This is a genomic window from Paenibacillus sp. L3-i20 (assembly GCF_022180385.2).
Taxonomy (GTDB): Bacteria; Bacillota; Bacilli; order Paenibacillales; family Paenibacillaceae; genus Pristimantibacillus.
The window spans coordinates 693140-708686 of the sequence record NZ_BQME02000001.1; the positions used below are offsets into that span (position 1 = coordinate 693140).

General features: G+C 42.3%; 16 protein-coding genes. 2 read left to right on the plus strand and 14 right to left on the minus strand.

Translation table 11 applies throughout. The features are described 5' to 3' along the window. Positions 1-86 precede the first annotated feature (86 nt). The 7 genes from MFF31_RS03445 to MFF31_RS03475 form a co-directional block, all read right to left on the minus strand. A complete protein-coding gene (locus MFF31_RS03445) occupies positions 87-689 on the minus strand; it encodes a response regulator transcription factor (protein WP_238186726.1) in 603 nt (200 codons plus the stop codon). Beyond that, positions 686-1822 (minus strand): sensor histidine kinase, encoded by a 1137-nt coding sequence (locus MFF31_RS03450; RefSeq protein WP_238186727.1) that lies wholly within the window; start codon positions 1820-1822, stop codon positions 686-688. The genes MFF31_RS03445 and MFF31_RS03450 overlap by 4 nt, the downstream gene beginning before the upstream one ends. Positions 1823-2014: 192 nt before the next feature. Further along, positions 2015-3061 (minus strand): Delta(5) desaturase DesA, encoded by a 1047-nt coding sequence (gene desA, locus MFF31_RS03455; protein ID WP_238186728.1) that lies wholly within the window; start codon positions 3059-3061, stop codon positions 2015-2017. A 180-nt stretch (positions 3062-3241) separates the two neighbouring features. Continuing rightward, on the minus strand, positions 3242-5224 hold the full coding sequence (locus MFF31_RS03460) for a dihydroorotate dehydrogenase (protein ID WP_238186729.1): 1983 nt from the start codon (positions 5222-5224) through the stop codon (positions 3242-3244). Between the two features lie 62 nt (positions 5225-5286). Further along, entirely contained in the window at positions 5287-6525 is a 1239-nt protein-coding gene (locus tag MFF31_RS03465; RefSeq protein ID WP_238186730.1) for an aminopeptidase, read from the minus strand. 58 nt (positions 6526-6583) lie between these two features. Beyond that, on the minus strand, positions 6584-7549 hold the full coding sequence (locus tag MFF31_RS03470; protein WP_238186731.1) for a helix-turn-helix transcriptional regulator: 966 nt from the start codon (positions 7547-7549) through the stop codon (positions 6584-6586). A gap of 48 nt (positions 7550-7597) precedes the next feature. Further along, positions 7598-8614 (minus strand): potassium channel family protein, encoded by a 1017-nt coding sequence (locus tag MFF31_RS03475; protein WP_238186732.1) that lies wholly within the window; start codon positions 8612-8614, stop codon positions 7598-7600. Positions 8615-8701: 87 nt separating this feature from the next. Between MFF31_RS03475 and MFF31_RS03480 the strand changes: the two genes are divergently transcribed. After that, on the plus strand, positions 8702-9373 hold the full coding sequence (locus MFF31_RS03480; RefSeq protein ID WP_238186733.1) for a PspA/IM30 family protein: 672 nt from the start codon (positions 8702-8704) through the stop codon (positions 9371-9373). Between the two features lie 6 nt (positions 9374-9379). Beyond that, positions 9380-9889 carry a DUF4178 domain-containing protein gene (locus MFF31_RS03485; RefSeq protein ID WP_238186734.1) on the plus strand — a complete coding sequence of 170 codons (510 nt, stop codon included), beginning with the start codon at positions 9380-9382 and terminating at the stop codon, positions 9887-9889. A 58-nt stretch (positions 9890-9947) separates the two neighbouring features. Here MFF31_RS03485 and MFF31_RS03490 read toward each other — a convergent pair whose 3' ends face one another. From MFF31_RS03490 to lplA, 7 genes are all read right to left on the minus strand, one after another. Beyond that, positions 9948-10340, minus strand: coding sequence for a DUF350 domain-containing protein (locus MFF31_RS03490; protein ID WP_238186735.1), 393 nt, complete (start codon positions 10338-10340; stop codon positions 9948-9950). Further along, positions 10337-11005, minus strand: coding sequence for a signal peptide protein (locus tag MFF31_RS03495; RefSeq protein ID WP_375541269.1), 669 nt, complete (start codon positions 11003-11005; stop codon positions 10337-10339). Before MFF31_RS03495 ends, MFF31_RS03490 begins: the two co-directional genes overlap by 4 nt. Positions 11006-11011: 6 nt before the next feature. Then, positions 11012-12205 (minus strand): glutathionylspermidine synthase family protein, encoded by a 1194-nt coding sequence (locus MFF31_RS03500; RefSeq protein WP_238186736.1) that lies wholly within the window; start codon positions 12203-12205, stop codon positions 11012-11014. Beyond that, positions 12202-12837, minus strand: coding sequence for a hypothetical protein (locus tag MFF31_RS03505; protein ID WP_238186737.1), 636 nt, complete (start codon positions 12835-12837; stop codon positions 12202-12204). Before MFF31_RS03505 ends, MFF31_RS03500 begins: the two co-directional genes overlap by 4 nt. Positions 12838-12864: 27 nt before the next feature. Then, a complete protein-coding gene (locus MFF31_RS03510) occupies positions 12865-13077 on the minus strand; it encodes a hypothetical protein (protein WP_238186738.1) in 213 nt (70 codons plus the stop codon). 202 nt (positions 13078-13279) lie between these two features. Next, positions 13280-14116, minus strand: a complete 837-nt coding sequence (locus MFF31_RS03515; RefSeq protein WP_238186739.1) for a DUF4871 domain-containing protein — start codon at positions 14114-14116, stop codon at positions 13280-13282. A 306-nt stretch (positions 14117-14422) separates the two neighbouring features. After that, positions 14423-15412: a lipoate--protein ligase gene (lplA, locus tag MFF31_RS03520; RefSeq protein WP_238186740.1), complete on the minus strand. Its 990-nt coding sequence runs from the start codon at positions 15410-15412 to the stop codon at positions 14423-14425. Positions 15413-15547 lie beyond the last annotated feature (135 nt).

Genomic DNA, 15547 nt, shown 5'->3' on the forward strand with positions numbered 1-15547 from the left:
AAGAATTTGAATTTAAATTTCATAATGTTGAAAAAGATTAAAATAAACAATTTTATAGATATATTAACCAACAAATAAAAGGCTGGTCACTTGAACCAGCCTTTCTCCTTAAATCGGGTTATTGCTTCTATTCGATTACTAACGTCCAACTTATCCAAAATAACGGAAATGTAGTTGCGCACTGTTCCTGTTGTCAGAAACAGCTCATTTGCAATTTCCTTCGTATTTTTCCCATCTGCAACTAGTCCGAGCACTGCCTTCTCTCGCTCTGTAAGCGGGTTGTCATGACCACCGCCATACGCTTCATCCATGAGTTCTGAGGCATAAATTTTGCGCCCATTCATAACGCTCCGTATAGAGCTCGCCAATTCCTCGCTTGGACTATCTTTAAGCAAATATCCGCTTACCCCTGCTTTCAGTGCACGCTCGAAGTAACCCGCCCGTGCGAAGGTCGTCAAAATAATGACCTTACATTGACCTTTAATTTCCTCTGCTGCTTCCAAGCCGCTTTTGGCCGGCATCTCAATATCCATTATACATATGTCCGGCTTGTGCTGCTGCACGAGCTTTATAACTTCCTCTCCATTGCTGGCCCTTCCGACGACTTTCATGTCCTCTTCTAGGTCCAGAAGCGAAGCTAAGGCGCCAAGCAACATTCGTTGATCTTCCGCTATGACAATAGAAATCATTCGCTTATCTCCTTTACTGGTTGCTTAACGACATGAGGCACTTTAATAATCATTTCTGTTCCAGACTCGGACAATATTTCAAGGCTGCCATTCACGAATTCCAGCCTTTCCTTCATTCCACGAAGACCATTTCCTCGGTAATAGCCAGGGGTTACTGTCATACCAACTCCATCATCTCGAATTGATAAAGTTAATTCAGAGGATGTCGACGCAATCGTTATAAAGCAATGTTTCGCGTGACTATGTCTGACTACATTCGTTACTGCTTCCTTCAAACACATACTTAGAACATTTTCCGTAAGCAATGTCGTATTAGTCAGTTTTGGATCGCCTTCTAGTGTAAGCTCCATCTCAGCTACACCCAATATTTGAACGACGCGATGCATCTCTTCATCAAGACGTATCCCCCTCATCTGCGTTACCATCTCTCGTACTTCCTTCAAAGCTGTTCTTGCTGTCTGCTGCACATCCAATATTTCCGATTGTGCCCTATCTGGATTTTTACGAATAAGTTTACTTGCCAGATCGCTCTTTAGGCCGATTAATGAGAGCTTCTGGCCTAATGTATCATGCAGATCACGAGCAATCCGCTGACGCTCCTCCAACTTTACAAGCTCAGAGATCCGTTTGTTTGCATCTTCAAGCTGCCCTTCAAGCTGTCCTTGCTTGTTCTGGTTATACGTATTGAAGGGGAGCAAAATAACGACGATAAGACTGATGAGAATGAACGGAAACTGCGTGAAGAACAGTGGGTTTTGTGTTGCAAAGCCATAATTGACCGTAATAAATGTACTGAGCAGATGAATCGCATATAGCGTAAAGAACCCTGCCCTGCTCTTTATATTACCGATATAAAAAGCTAAAAATATGGAGAAGTAAACATAATCGAACAATACGGTCATTGCGATAGATATTATTATTTGTACACTGGTCCAAAAATAGATCAGCCATCCCTTAGAAACAAAAGACATTCGGTAGCAAAAGAAAAATAATCCAATCATAATTATGCCGGAAATGACTTCGGGTGTAGACGATGACCGAAATATAAAATAAAAAGGCAATATACAAAATACAACCCAAACATAAGGGCTTAATCCTGTACTCCGATGAAAAATCTGATACCACTTGTTCATAGATGACCATCCCTTTATTGTGTAAGACGAGCTTACACCCTTGACTACCCTTTTTCATACTGATATGCCTTCATTTTAGCATAATCGACCTAGAGCGCAATGATCTGCCAAAACACAACAGGCGACCAACCGATGGCCGCCTGTTATAAACCTCCACAACTTAGCTTAGTAATTCAGTCGCTTTTACGACATTTAGCTAGCTTTTAGAGGATCTCTTTTTGATACTGCTTGTTGTTTTAATTGCTGTAGACGATGTTTTACAGCCTTAAAGCTGACAAATTGTTTATTTTCTTCATCCCAGAGACGGAATTTAAGTGATTGCAAGCTCTGACGAATCGTTATCGTTGTTGCTTTCTGCAAAGGCGGAGTCGAATCATGTGCATCTTCCAAATAATAATTTGGAACTTTTGGGCTTAAATGATGAACATGATGGAAACCGATATTGCCTGTTAGCCATTGCAGCAACTTAGGCAGCTTATAATATGAACTTCCGTCAACTGCAGCCTTCACATAGCTCCACTCATCTTCATTTTCGAAATAGGAATCTTCGAATTGATGTTGTACGTAGAAGAGCCAAATGCCAAGCATCGCTGAAATGTAGAAGATCGGTCCTTGAATCATAAGGAATGCTTTCCAGCCAATAGCCCAGCACATCAGTGCATACACAGCAACAATCAATACATTCATTAAGTACGTATTTAATCGCTCTTTGCGACGTGCATCTTTACGATTGAAGCGGTACTGAATCGCAAATACTGCAATCGGTCCAATGCCAAACATAACAAGTGGATGACGGTAAATACGATAATAAAGCTTAGTTTTCCATGATGCTGCCGCAAATTCTTCTACGGTTAATACCCACATATCACCTACGCCGCGCTTGTCCAAGTTACTGCTTGTAGCATGGTGAATAGCATGCGAGTTTTTCCATTGTTGATAGGGAACAAGTGTTAATACACCAGTAATGATTCCCATGATATCGTTTGCTTTTTTGTTTTTGAAGAAAGAGCCATGACAACAATCATGGAATATGATAAATGCTCGAATGACAAAGCCTGATGTTAATACACAAATGGCAAGGGTTAACCAGTAGGAAAACGCTAAGCTGTAATAAGCCGCATACCAAAGTACAAACAACGGAACGAGCGTATTCATAATTTGCCTTATACTGACTCTTAATTCAGATTTTTCAAATGGTGCTACACTTTTTTTTAGGTTAGCTTGCTTAGGCTCAGTCATGCTGACTTCCTCCTCGGAATATCGCTTATCGCATGGATTAAATTATTTCCTCCAGCTTTCACTATATTCATTGTAAGGAAATTAATTCTCTTCTAATAGTCATAAACGTAATTGGCCTATATGACATTTGTCATATAGGCCAAAAATTATTACCTAATTTATGGAATGAAGATCGCACTGCTACACGTTCTTAATTCTTGTCATAGTAGAAGGTATTGGTTTGCGCATCATGTACGGAAAAAGCAGGATTAGCCCTGCAATATACAGAAAAAGGGCAAACACTGCAGGCAATAAGTGGATGAAGTCCGTATAGCCTATGCCATAATGAACACTAAAGCCAGCGTAGAAACCAGGAGCACCGCCAAGCAGCAACGTCCACCAAAGCCAACGCTCCCCTTGACCTATGCCCCATAATGCGATAATAAGAATCGCTATTGCATCGCAAAGTAAAGCACCACCGAAGCCTGCCCGATCATGAGCAATTAATGCAATTAGCTTCGGATTAACCTCATTCAATAGCTCTCTTGTTGTACCAAGAAAGGCGAGATCTGCCTTCACGAATACATTCGTAATACCAACACCTGCAATGACAAGTCCACCTAGCGCAAGTGCAAAACCTAATACAACGAAACACAGCTGTCCCCACATGGCGAGTCGCCATGCTTTATCATTATATAGATTAACAGGTTTATAATTGGGCTGATCCTTATTTCTTCGTAACGAAAATACAAACATGGGCAGAAGCAACGCCGATGCTATCGCATGCAGCGGGTCAAAATATCCGTAGCCTAAATATAAGAAAAAACTAGTGAAGCCAACTAAGCATGATGTAATTAGAGCCGTCTTTGCCCAATGCTGACCTAATCGCTGACCGTGTCTAGCTAGCTGATAATATATAATTCCGATAGAAATCATTGTACCTGCCAGTGTAATCCGATCATGCGACATGAAATGGATCAAATGGTGATTCACACGATGGATCTCGTCAACAGTCATTCCTAGAAAGTTCAGATCGTAGGAAAGAAGAACTTTAGTTGCTCCGATCCACCAAGCTAACAACCCGCCAATAATCATGCCAACACCGAGCAAACACATCCATCCCCAGTTACTCCAGAAGGAAGGATGATCAGGCACTTCTTTGTGCCGAACAGTCTCATAAATAATTGCTTCATTGATCCGCTTGGGCAGCCCCGGTCCTGAGTAGATAAGACCACTGTGCAGCATAATCAAATCTGCACCTGCCTCTAATAATAACAAAGCATCTTGAGGTTCATGCACACCTGCTCCAGCTTTGACCACAAAAGAAGAGCCACATCGTTGCTTAATGAGACTCGTCTTCGCAAGTGATAGTTGCAGCCCTTCTTTACCTATCGACACAGCATAGTTGCCCGCTTCAATGTTCCGTCCGTCTTCTGAAGTGAAAGCAAAGGTAGCTTCCCCGATGACTGCCCCCTTAAACAAAGAAGTTTCAGGTCTTTCAAGCAGTTCTACAACTCTAGTTTCAGGCATGTCGAGCGGTACGTACAGAAAAAATGGACTTGACGCTGCTTGCTTCATGATATGCGGTAATTCGGTATAGATAAGCTTAATATCATCCCAACAACGTGAGCCTGAAGCAATATCTAAATAAAAGCCAACAGCACCCGAAGCACTTAGCTGAGATACCATCTCTTTAAGTTGCTCGATTGCTTCATTCGGTGGTGCTTCGGGCATAGGTGTAATACGGACAAGCTGAGGAAGTCGATGACCTGGTAGTTTCAACCGAGCAACTACTGCCGACAGACCTTCATTTTCAAAATAGGATGGATATTCCAACCGTTCTTCACGAACATTATTTTCTATTGGTTTCCCATGCCGAATAGCCCCATTTGTAATGGGGCCAATCTCTATAAAACCAAGTCCAAATTGTGCAAGTGCCCGGTGAACCGTTCCTTCTGGATCGACAGCACCAGATAAGCCAATTGGCGAAGCAAACGCAAGCCCTCCTAAATTACGTTCTAATAAAGGGGAGGCCTCCATATGACCTAACGTTCTAATTACAAATGAACCGCCAGGAATTTTGCTAATTCGCCCCATCGCTTGCAGGGTGAGAGAACGACTTAGTCGTGATGGCAATCGGAATAGAATAGGACGAAACAAGGTCTGATAAGACCAATCCGGCATAACCAATACTCCTCTGCTCAATAGTCGGCCCTTTGTTACTTCATACCTTCATTTTACAAGTATTAAATAGCCCAATTACCCTTACGGAACACAGGAACAATCGTACCATCTTCCAATATTCCGTCGATATCCATTTCGGCAGAGCCGATCATGAAATCGTTATGTGTAATACTTGCGTTAACACCGTTTGCCTCAAGTTCTTCAGGCGTCATCGTTTTGCCACCCTCTACGTTGAACGCATATCCGCTGCCGATTGCAAAGTGATTCGACGCATTTTCATCAAACAACGTATTGTAGAACAAAATGCCAGATTGTGAAATTGGTGACTCATGCGGTACTAGAGCTACTTCTCCAAGATAATGAGCACCATCATCGATTTCAATCAACTTATTCAAAATCTCTTCGCCCTCTTCAGCTTCAGCTTTAACAATTCGGCCATTCTCAAAAGTAAGCTTGAAACGATCGATAATGTTACCTCCATAGCTAAGCGGCTTCGTGCTGGACACATATCCGTTTGTCCCCGTCTTAAGCGGCACTGTAAATACTTCCTCTGTCGGCATATTAGCCATAAAGGAATTTCCATCCTGGTTTGTGCTGCCAGCCGCCACCCAAATGTGCTTCTCAGGTAGTTCAACAGTAATATCTGTTCCAGGTGCAGTATAGTGCAGCTTTTTGAAATGATTATTATTTAAAATTTCAGCCTTCGCATGCAACGTATCGTTATGCTTCACCCATGCTGCTACAGGATCAGCATCATGCAATCGCACTGAATCAAAGATTGCTTTCCAAAGTAGATCAACCGCTTCACCTTCGGAAACATTTGGGAATACCTTTTTCGCCCATTCTGAGCCGGCAGCAGCTACAACAGTCCAACTAACTTTGTCAGACTGGATTGCTCTGCGGAATTCTTTCAGCCCTTGACCGGCTGCCTTTTGGAATGCAGATATCCGCTCCGAAGGAATTCCTTTTAGCATATCTGGGCTTGAAGATGTAATCGAAATAAATACTGCGCCCTGTTCGACAAAATCGTTACGCTTATCCGTTTCCCATTGTGGGAAGTTGCTGAATACGTCGTCTGAAGCTTTCTCATATTTCAACCGACCCAACTTTTCGTCTATCCATTCAACGTGAACGTTAGAAGCTCCTGCTTCATATGCTTTTGCAGCAATTAGTCTCACCAGTGGTGCAATTTCAATGGATGCTCCATTCACACATACAGGTTGACCTTGCTGAATATTGACACCCGTCCGCACGATTAACTCTGCGTATTTCTCGAAATATGTTTCCATTGCTATGCTCATATGTACATCTCCCTAAGTATTTATTATTGTAGTTACGCTATTTTTTTGCTCCAACATGTTATAAGTATACCATTCTCGCCGATTCTATTTCATCTATAATCAGTTGCCTAAGATCTACTGGTGCAAGCACTGCTACCCTCGCTCCATAGCTCATTACAATCTCACATGCAGACTCGATTGTTTCAAATTCTACATCAGCCTCAAGCCAACCTTCTTGAGCAGGCTCTACGTTCATAATTGATACAAATCGTTCTCTCTCGATCCGCTCCAGTAGCGATGTTATCAACTTAATTCTAGCAGGAAACCGAGGCAGCTTATCTTTGAATTGTTGCAAGGATTGCTGCCAATAAAGCGCTAAATCAAAGTCATCCGGAGGGGTAAATGAATCTAGAAGAACTTCAGAGTTACGCAAGCGTGATATACGGAAAGTGCGAAACTCACCTTGATCGACCTTTGCAACCAAATACCACACACTTCGTTTCGCTACTAGGCCTAGGGGATATACGATTCTTTCAACTAGAGCACCTTCACGTTCATATGTGAGTTTCAGTTCCCGCTCCAGCCAGAGCGCTTCCTGTACAACAGCAAGAAGCGGCTGCTCCTTAAGGCCCTTCCCTCTATTTGCCGTATACCAACCAGCTCCATCAATATATATCTTCTTCCTCACTGCTGCCGCATTCGACCTTGCAGCTTCTGTTGCAGCTGCGAGCAGCTTCTGCATGGCTGTGTTCAGATTTTTCGATTGCCCCAGATCTCCCAAAGGTTCGGCTTGACTGGACACTAAAAGGGCAGCTAATTCGTCAGCGTGTATGCCTGTAAGATTAGTCCGATACCCCTCTGACAGCAACCAACCTCCCTGCTGTCCCCGTTCTGCATAAACTGGAACACCCGAAACACTTAGTTCCTCCATATCTCGCATAATCGTCCTTACCGTTACCTCTAGCCGATCCGCGAGTTGTTTCGATGTCATCTTCCCCTCACTTTGAAGCAATAATACAATGGACACCAATCTGCTGGCTCGCATCGCTGTCCTCCTCGATTAAAGTAAGGCTAACCCTCTTTTTCCCTACTACTATTTCCCTTTAATTCGTAGATAAGTCTCTTCATCGCTTATAATGTACAACCTTGCATCCGCCGGTATTGGCGTATCAAGCTTACGATTAATACCGAGATCGCCACGATCAGATAACAATGTCGCTCCTTGATCAAGTAATCCTTTAAAAGCATCACCATATGTACGCCAAGCCCGATTAATAGCAACTTCATAAATATCATCGCCATAATCTCTGCTTAGCAGTTGTCTAAACACTTCCGAGTTACCTTCTTGCATAACGGAGCGAACAGCTAAGCGTGATATTGCATCATGCGATAATACAAATTCATTCACTTTCACATGATGGAAGTTTCGAATATGCTTTTCTTGAATGATCTCAACTGTTGTATGTACGTGAGGGGCTATCCGCTCAATACTTGACGTAATAAGCAATGACTTACCATCAACGAGCGATGCTTCGTCAATTCGAACATCTCCAAATATAATTGCTGCTCTCGCCTTCTCAATCATCGCTTTTGATAAAACCTCATCCTCGGAGGGATCACCGCTAATAAAATGAACTTCCTTCTGATGTTCCATAGGATGACGGCCAGATTCATCTATAATGACAATAGAGGTTTTGGACTTGTGGGATAAAATTTCTTCTACCGCGATTTGCGCCTTTTTACTCCAATTGATAATAATGATATGATTTTCTCCTTGAAAACTCAATGTACCTTCTCCTCTCCTGCGTTGGAATATCGCGATTGAATCTATTATCTTCCCGATTACAAGACTTAGCATGCCAATGCCAAAAATATAAAGAAAAATAGTAAGGACCTTACCTTCTACCGTCTTAGCAAAATAATCTCCATAACCTACTGTAGCCATTGTCGTTAGTACCCAATAAAAAGCATTAAACCAAGTGTTAAATGTCGTAGGTTCTAACACATACGCAATAGTTGCACTTATCATAACGAATAAAATAATGCTGATCGTTATCGTTACCTTACTGAGTTGTAACAACTTGGTCGATAAAAGACGAATAAAGTGCATCGTTATTCTCCTCACTGTAAGCGACTTGAAACCATTCAACATACATTTCGTATTGGAAACCATACCAAAAAAACAGGAGGTTCTACCATGTCCTTGTTTAAACGTTTGCGTGATCTAACATTATCAAATGTATATTCTTTAATTGAAAAAGCCGAAGATCCAATTAAACTAACTGACCAATACATTCGCGATATGACAGAAGACTTACAAGATGCTGAGAAAGCTGTTGCATCACAAATTGCTTTAGAGAAAAAGTTCAAGAAGCAATATGAAGAGCAAGAGCAACTGTTACAGAAGCGTACCGAACAAGCACAAATAGCAGTCCAAGAGCAAAACATCGATTTAGCACGCAGAGTTATTGAAGATAAACAAGCTGTGGAGCAAAAAGTAGTCCAATATAAACAAGCTTTTATCGATAACCAACTGCTTGCTAACAACTTAAGAGGCAAGCTCGATGAGATGCGGACCCAACTAAGCGATTTGAAAAACAAACGAGATACACTTGTGGCGCGCTATCAAGCTGCCAAGACACAAACAGAAATTAATAAGACGATGTCCAGCTTCGGAACTAGCTCCGCCGCATCCGGCATGAAGCGAATGGAAGAGAAGATGCTCCAAGCTGAAGCTATGGCAGAAGCAAGCAATGATCTTGCGGCTTCAAAGGGCAAATCGATTGACGATGAGTTCGCAAATCTCGGGAAAAATAGGGCTGTCGAAGACGAGCTAGCTGCGCTTATGAAGCAATTTGAGCAGAAGTAAGCACCTATGAGCATATTCCAACGTTTACGCGGAATTATTAAACGACATGAGCCGCCAATTGCAGAACGCAGCGTATTGACCATTGGACCAGGGGATGCCTGTGAAGTATCCATGGTCACTTATCAAGTGATCGGACGCACATTAAACGAGCGACGCAAAACAATAATGCTTACGTTACAAGATGGTGCTGATCTTCGTTACCTGTTGATTGAAGATCGGGAAACCACTGTATACTCTCTCTATTCACCCATAGATGGACGGCTAGATTCCATTACAGAAGTACCAATGACACTAGAAATGGATGATCGCACTTACCATCTAGAGGAGCAATACAACGACACTATTTCTTCTACCGGCAAAACACCCTTCATGTACGGCGGTGAACAAGCCGTATGGCAATTCCAATCTGACGATCGGAAGCTGATGCGTATTGAATGGCAGGAAGGCCGCTTCATGCTTTATGAAGGTGAAGACATCCTTTCGGCCGATGTAGAAATATTGCGCGGTAGTGTATGATGCAATCCAAAAAAGCAGGCTGCAGCTTGATTTACTCAAGCACAGCCTGCTTTTTCTATTAAATGATTAAGCTGCTAATTGCAAAGGCGAAGCCTAAATAAACGCAGAATAGCAAAATACCTACTGCCGTGTTCCCTTTCACTAACTCATCGGATATTTTGAACTTTGGAGTCAATAACTCGAACAACCAATAGGCCGCAATGAGGCATACGTAACCGATAGCAAACCATAATACCATAAACCAAATATATGAGTTCGTATAAGCTGCTACACCTAATATAATAGCTGTCGAGATAAACTTGCCGCCGAGCGCTAACCCGACAGCAACGTTACCCTTTTTCAACTCGTCCATATCTTTATAAGGCGTCATCAAGTTAAAGATGAACATTCCAAGCAATTGAAGAATAATAATTGCAATTACACTAATAACAATATTTAATACGATTGTCATTTCGCCCACCCCCTAAATTTTGCATAAGCTAAATCATAATCTGCATAGTCGTGAATTTCCTCAAGCTGAACACTTACTGTCTTTTTCTTTTCTATTTCTTTGTATCGTTTATCATCAATCGGCTGCTTCACACGGTTCCCTGATGGCAATTCTACGACAGCGAAGTTGCGAGTCTCACCTTTAAATTCCGTCTTATACACGCCAACCAAATCTACATCTGTCGTAACAGCAATCTTCAAATTGTTCATATCTTTTGTTGCCGCATCTTGTGTTTTGTACGTTTTGATCGTACTCCATGACGATAACCTTACTTTATTGCGCTGATTGTTGTCGGTTGCCATCTCAGCATCCATAAACTGCAACAGCCACACCTTATCTCCAGTTGCGTAATTTCCGTCGTTTGTCATCAGTTGATATTCAGGCAGCACCATCATATCACTGTCGATCAAATCACCGACACTGCCTTCAACTATTTTATAATCCCATGGAACGCGAACCGTTTTTGCTTCAGTTGCTTCCCCTGTCGTTCTTGATGTATGAAGGACCGAATCTGTATTCGATGTACAACCAGTCAGTATCAGCATTAGTGCGAGTGTCAGACCTAAAGTTAGCTTGGAAAATAGACCTTTCCTATGGAAGGCTGCACTGCTACTATCCCTATTCATTTGCAATTATCTCACTCCTATCGCGATAAAATGGCTTGTGTTACCGGTAATTGGCCCGCCGACTCTGCCCAGCATCCCGCAAGGCTTCCCATTAATGACGAACATTCCTGTCAGCAGATGCAAGTCACCTTCTGATGTCCCAATTCGAGCAAGCTCGGCCCGCTTCTGATAGACCGTAGGAAATAACACACTCGTATCGAATCCATCCTGATCTTCTATTTCTAACGTGCCAGTAGCGTCAAATAGCCGCACAGAACCGCCCTCGCGCCCGAACATTGACTTCGACACGAAGCTCCCTTCAAATACTGGCTTATTATAAGTAGGAAGAACATACCTTCCGATGGCTTCTCTTTCTTCGTTGCTAAATAGCTGCCCTAGCTCATATAGTCCCCAAACGACTGCCAGCAGCCCTTTAGATTGCAAAAGAATGCTGTGCGGCGAATTGATTAATGCTACATTACCCGTTTCTACTGAGTATGCTAGTGCATCTCCGCCATCATCGACCGCCATCCACTCTTTCGGATATAGCGCAAACATACGTTGAATTTGACGATCTTCGCTATCTCTCAAAATACCTTCATCCACATAGAGTTCTAGAACATCTCTACATTTGACATCGAGGCCGCTATGGCGTACCAATGCTTCTATCGTTCCTGAATCCTCTAAATGCTCACCATAGGCTACACATGCTGCCGTATCCGGCTTCTCTACCGCCCATGCCTCTGCAACAAGATCTCGCATAGCTAGGTTTGGCGATGAAAGCCCACTCTGCTGACAGATCCATGGTGTCACAATAGATGCTTCTACATAACCTGTTGGCGTATCCGAGTTAAGCTCCAAAAGCTTAATTGATCCTTCATTATCTATCGCATAATCAAATCTCGCGTAGCGGCTAATTAGGCCTTCTTCTGGCATTGGTAGATCGTCAATCATATTCCAGAGGATCGGCGGAATGCCGACCAGCTCATACAATCCGTGATTACGATGAATATAACGAGCGGTGCGGTCGAGTATGTTCCATAACATTGACGAAGCATATTCGAGTTCCTTATACACTTCGTTATTCATAGCTACAACCTGATCAATCCAATACCGCTCTGCACCGATGTCTGCCCATGTGAAACCAAGATTTTTAAGTTCCTCGGTACGACTAGCGCGATCTGGATGAGGCTCGGACAGAACTTCGAATACGCTACTCATCCGCCGAATCCACCGCTAGACCTGCTACTTTTGCTGCTGGAGCTTGATGATGAGCTTAGTCCGCTAGACTTGCCTCCAATAGCTCCAGGTTTCGATGATGTTGTTCTTTTAGTCACGGAGCCTGTCGAAGTAGATGTTTTCGGCATTACCGACGAACCTGCAACATATTTATTTTGGAACATATCACTGGTATACATCTTTGGCTTATATGATTTGCTAGTTGATGAATAGTGGGCTGGTCGATTATTGTAATAACGAGATGATGAATAACTTGAGCCGGTATTGAACAAGAGATGATACAAAAGAAGATCGTCCCATCCAAATCCAGAGTTATAATGGTTGACTACTGTTGTCCCCGCTCCATCACTTGATGTTTCTTCTTCCTCTTCAATTGGCAGCGGAAGGCTCCAATCAACGTTTTTATCGAAGTAAGCTTTTACTTCGTCAGTAGACCACGAAACAAGTTTAGGTGGGTCTGCGGATGTAGCATTACCTGTCGCCGCTACTCCAGTGCTAAATATAGCATTGGCAAGTAACGCTACCCCAAGGGAAGTAGATAATACGCGTAGAGGCTTTCCATCCGGTGTAAACAATTTGGATGTTGTCTTTTTGTTACTAGTTCGTTCAGTCACAGTTCAACCACCTTCCTAGACGATACTTTATGAATTTATAGGAACAAGTAGAAGTTCCAATCTACCTAAATCTACGTTTAATCTGCCTTCGATTGTTTCATATTCTCGATTACCTACAACGATATAATTAACATGCTCTAATGCTGCAACCATGTTCATAGTCCAATTACGTTCCTCTATTTGATGCAAATCACCATTAGCGCTTTTTTCCATCAATACAACTTTCATACCTTGATCCAAGATGACATTCACCCTTCCTCTTTTGTCATGCGAATTTGATTATATCTTATTACGGGTTACTATGGCAGATGTTTCATATGAAAGGGAAAATTTGAGTTGTAATTGCTAACAAATAGGACAACCCTAGACGCCAATACGACGTTTTGGTTTGTCCTTTTTGTTAGTTTTGGTAATTTTCTACGCAACAAACAATGACCGAAAACTAGCGCTCCAACACCTCAACCACAATACCTTCCACTAATCGTTCATCTACAATGGGGAGCAACATCCATTTACCGGGTTCCGGAAGCTCCATCATGCTCGGATGAGTTCGAGTAGAACCACGAATTCCAGTGCCAAAAGATTTTATATATAGTACGGAAATCATTTCTGGGCTACCTTCCTTAACAGCCATTACTCGTAGTGGCCCATCAAGCTCGGCCTTTGATCCCCACAAATGCCACATATATTTGTTTGGTTGTTTTGCTATGAACCCAGGACTAATAATACCAACCTTATTTTCCACACCCGTCAGCTCACTATTTTCCGCAGTGAATAGTGGGCTAAGTTCCCATGTTGGCTCGCCTACTTCCAACAGAACATCAGCGTATTTTTTGCCATCAAAATTAACCTCGAAACGCCACATTCCGCCTAATGGCAAGGCGCAACTAACGATAAATCGTTCCATCATCATTTCTGGAGGGCTATATTCTGTAATCAGGCTCGATTGGATCGGGCTGAGCCGATGCCCCGTTTCAAGATGGATAACATCGACTGACAGTTTTTTTCCCTCAAAGTGCTTATGACTTTCTGTAAAATGAAAAATATAGTTAAATGTACTTCCAGCCTTTACTGTAGGATCTGGAAAAACCTCAAGTATAGATTTCTCATTTTCATAATAAGTTAATCTTGGCTCCGATAGCTCTGTTGTTACTGTGCTTTCTGTATAATTTGCGCTAAAAAAAACGAACAACCAAAAAGAGGCAAGTGCTCCAATTAAAACGGCCGGTGCGATGACATCAGTTCCACTCCTTTTCCCACTATTCCAAGCTTGTTTCATTGGTCCCTCATCTCCTTCATGCAGTGCAGATTAAAATTAAAAAAGGGATGCCCGCAAGAACCAGTTCGGCTGTCGGATATCCCTGTTGTGATATTTGATTTTTTTAAAATATAAAATTTTACATTTTTATTCATTATACAGGAAATCCTTCATTCGCACATAACAAAAACAGACTGTATGAAGGGAACTAACGATCTCCCTAATCACACAATCTGATTCATTTTGTAAGCAACTCTTTTGATCATAGGACTGAGCTTACTTTCGTGTAGAAAAGAAGCTCATCGTTTAATTACAGCCTTATTGGAGTTAGATGAGTAATTCCAGCCATTGTTCCTTCGTGATGGAACCGAAGTAATGGGCAAGGTCAATTCCGTCCGTCCACTCACTAAGCGATGTGGCATCATATCGAACACCAGCGAGCTTCAGCGCTATTTCATTACTGTCCCCTCGTCCGAAGTAATCACCAAAGATGGCCGCTTCTACAATCCGACCTTCTTCTACTTGCAAACGTATGTCGAACGTTCCTACTCCTTCGATACGTTTCTTTTGTCCAACGTTAAAAACAGGTGATCGGCCGTAATTCCACTCCCAGCTGCGGTAACGTTCATTCGCTAAATCACGGACAGCATTCCACTCTTCTTCGCTTAATACGTATTCTGGTATTTGCTCTGAATCGCCGAATAGTGATTGCAGCAATGCCAATCTGAATGCTTCAATCGTCATTGGCTCCGGTAAAAATTCAGAGATGTTCGCTACTCGACTACGGATCGACTTAGTTGATTTGGATACATATTTTTCAGCATTCACTTTAAGTGCGGAAACTACATTTTCGATTTCCGAGTCAAACAACAGCGTACCATGGCTGAACATTTTTCCTTTGGAGAAAAACTGCGCATTACCGGAAATTTTACGTTCACCTACTTGAAGATCGTTGCGACCTGTCAGTTCAGCCTCAACTCCCAATGTTCGAAGCGCTTCTACGACAGGCTCAGTGAACTTCTTAAAGTTGTGAAAGGAACCGCCATCATCTTTCATAATAAAGCTGAAATTCAAATTGCCATGATCGTGGTAGACTGCTCCGCCGCCTGAAAGCCTGCGCACAACATGTAAGTTATTCGCTTCTACGTACTCGCCGTTAACTTCCTCCACCGTATTTTGGTTTTTGCCGATGATGATGGACGGTTCATTTATATAAAAAAGAAGGTAATCGTCGTCAGGAAGGGAACGCAAAATATACTCTTCGAGAGCCAGATTAAGCGCTGGGTCAGTAATACCTTTGTTGCTAACAAATTTCATTGATTTAGCCCCCTAATTAAATTGTAGTTGATAGGGGCATTATACCTGTCAGCGTGATTCATTTTCAACTTTTGGGAAAATAGGTATACTAGAATCTAATTATCTGAGGCAATTACTCAATTAACAATAAGGGGC

Coding starts and splice junctions, on each gene's coding strand:
- MFF31_RS03445 (WP_238186726.1), bottom strand. CDS start 689: ATGATTTCTATTGTCATAGCGGAAGATCAACGAATGTTGCTTGGCGCC.
- MFF31_RS03450 (WP_238186727.1), bottom strand. CDS start 1,822: ATGAACAAGTGGTATCAGATTTTTCATCGGAGTACAGGATTAAGCCCT.
- desA (WP_238186728.1), bottom strand. CDS start 3,061: ATGACTGAGCCTAAGCAAGCTAACCTAAAAAAAAGTGTAGCACCATTT.
- MFF31_RS03460 (WP_238186729.1), bottom strand. CDS start 5,224: ATGCCGGATTGGTCTTATCAGACCTTGTTTCGTCCTATTCTATTCCGA.
- MFF31_RS03465 (WP_238186730.1), bottom strand. CDS start 6,525: ATGAGCATAGCAATGGAAACATATTTCGAGAAATACGCAGAGTTAATC.
- MFF31_RS03470 (WP_238186731.1), bottom strand. CDS start 7,549: ATGCGAGCCAGCAGATTGGTGTCCATTGTATTATTGCTTCAAAGTGAG.
- MFF31_RS03475 (WP_238186732.1), bottom strand. CDS start 8,614: ATGCACTTTATTCGTCTTTTATCGACCAAGTTGTTACAACTCAGTAAG.
- MFF31_RS03480 (WP_238186733.1), top strand. CDS start 8,702: ATGTCCTTGTTTAAACGTTTGCGTGATCTAACATTATCAAATGTATAT.
- MFF31_RS03485 (WP_238186734.1), top strand. CDS start 9,380: ATGAGCATATTCCAACGTTTACGCGGAATTATTAAACGACATGAGCCG.
- MFF31_RS03490 (WP_238186735.1), bottom strand. CDS start 10,340: ATGACAATCGTATTAAATATTGTTATTAGTGTAATTGCAATTATTATT.
- MFF31_RS03495 (WP_375541269.1), bottom strand. CDS start 11,005: ATGAATAGGGATAGTAGCAGTGCAGCCTTCCATAGGAAAGGTCTATTT.
- MFF31_RS03500 (WP_238186736.1), bottom strand. CDS start 12,205: ATGAGTAGCGTATTCGAAGTTCTGTCCGAGCCTCATCCAGATCGCGCT.
- MFF31_RS03515 (WP_238186739.1), bottom strand. CDS start 14,116: ATGAAACAAGCTTGGAATAGTGGGAAAAGGAGTGGAACTGATGTCATC.
- lplA (WP_238186740.1), bottom strand. CDS start 15,412: ATGAAATTTGTTAGCAACAAAGGTATTACTGACCCAGCGCTTAATCTG.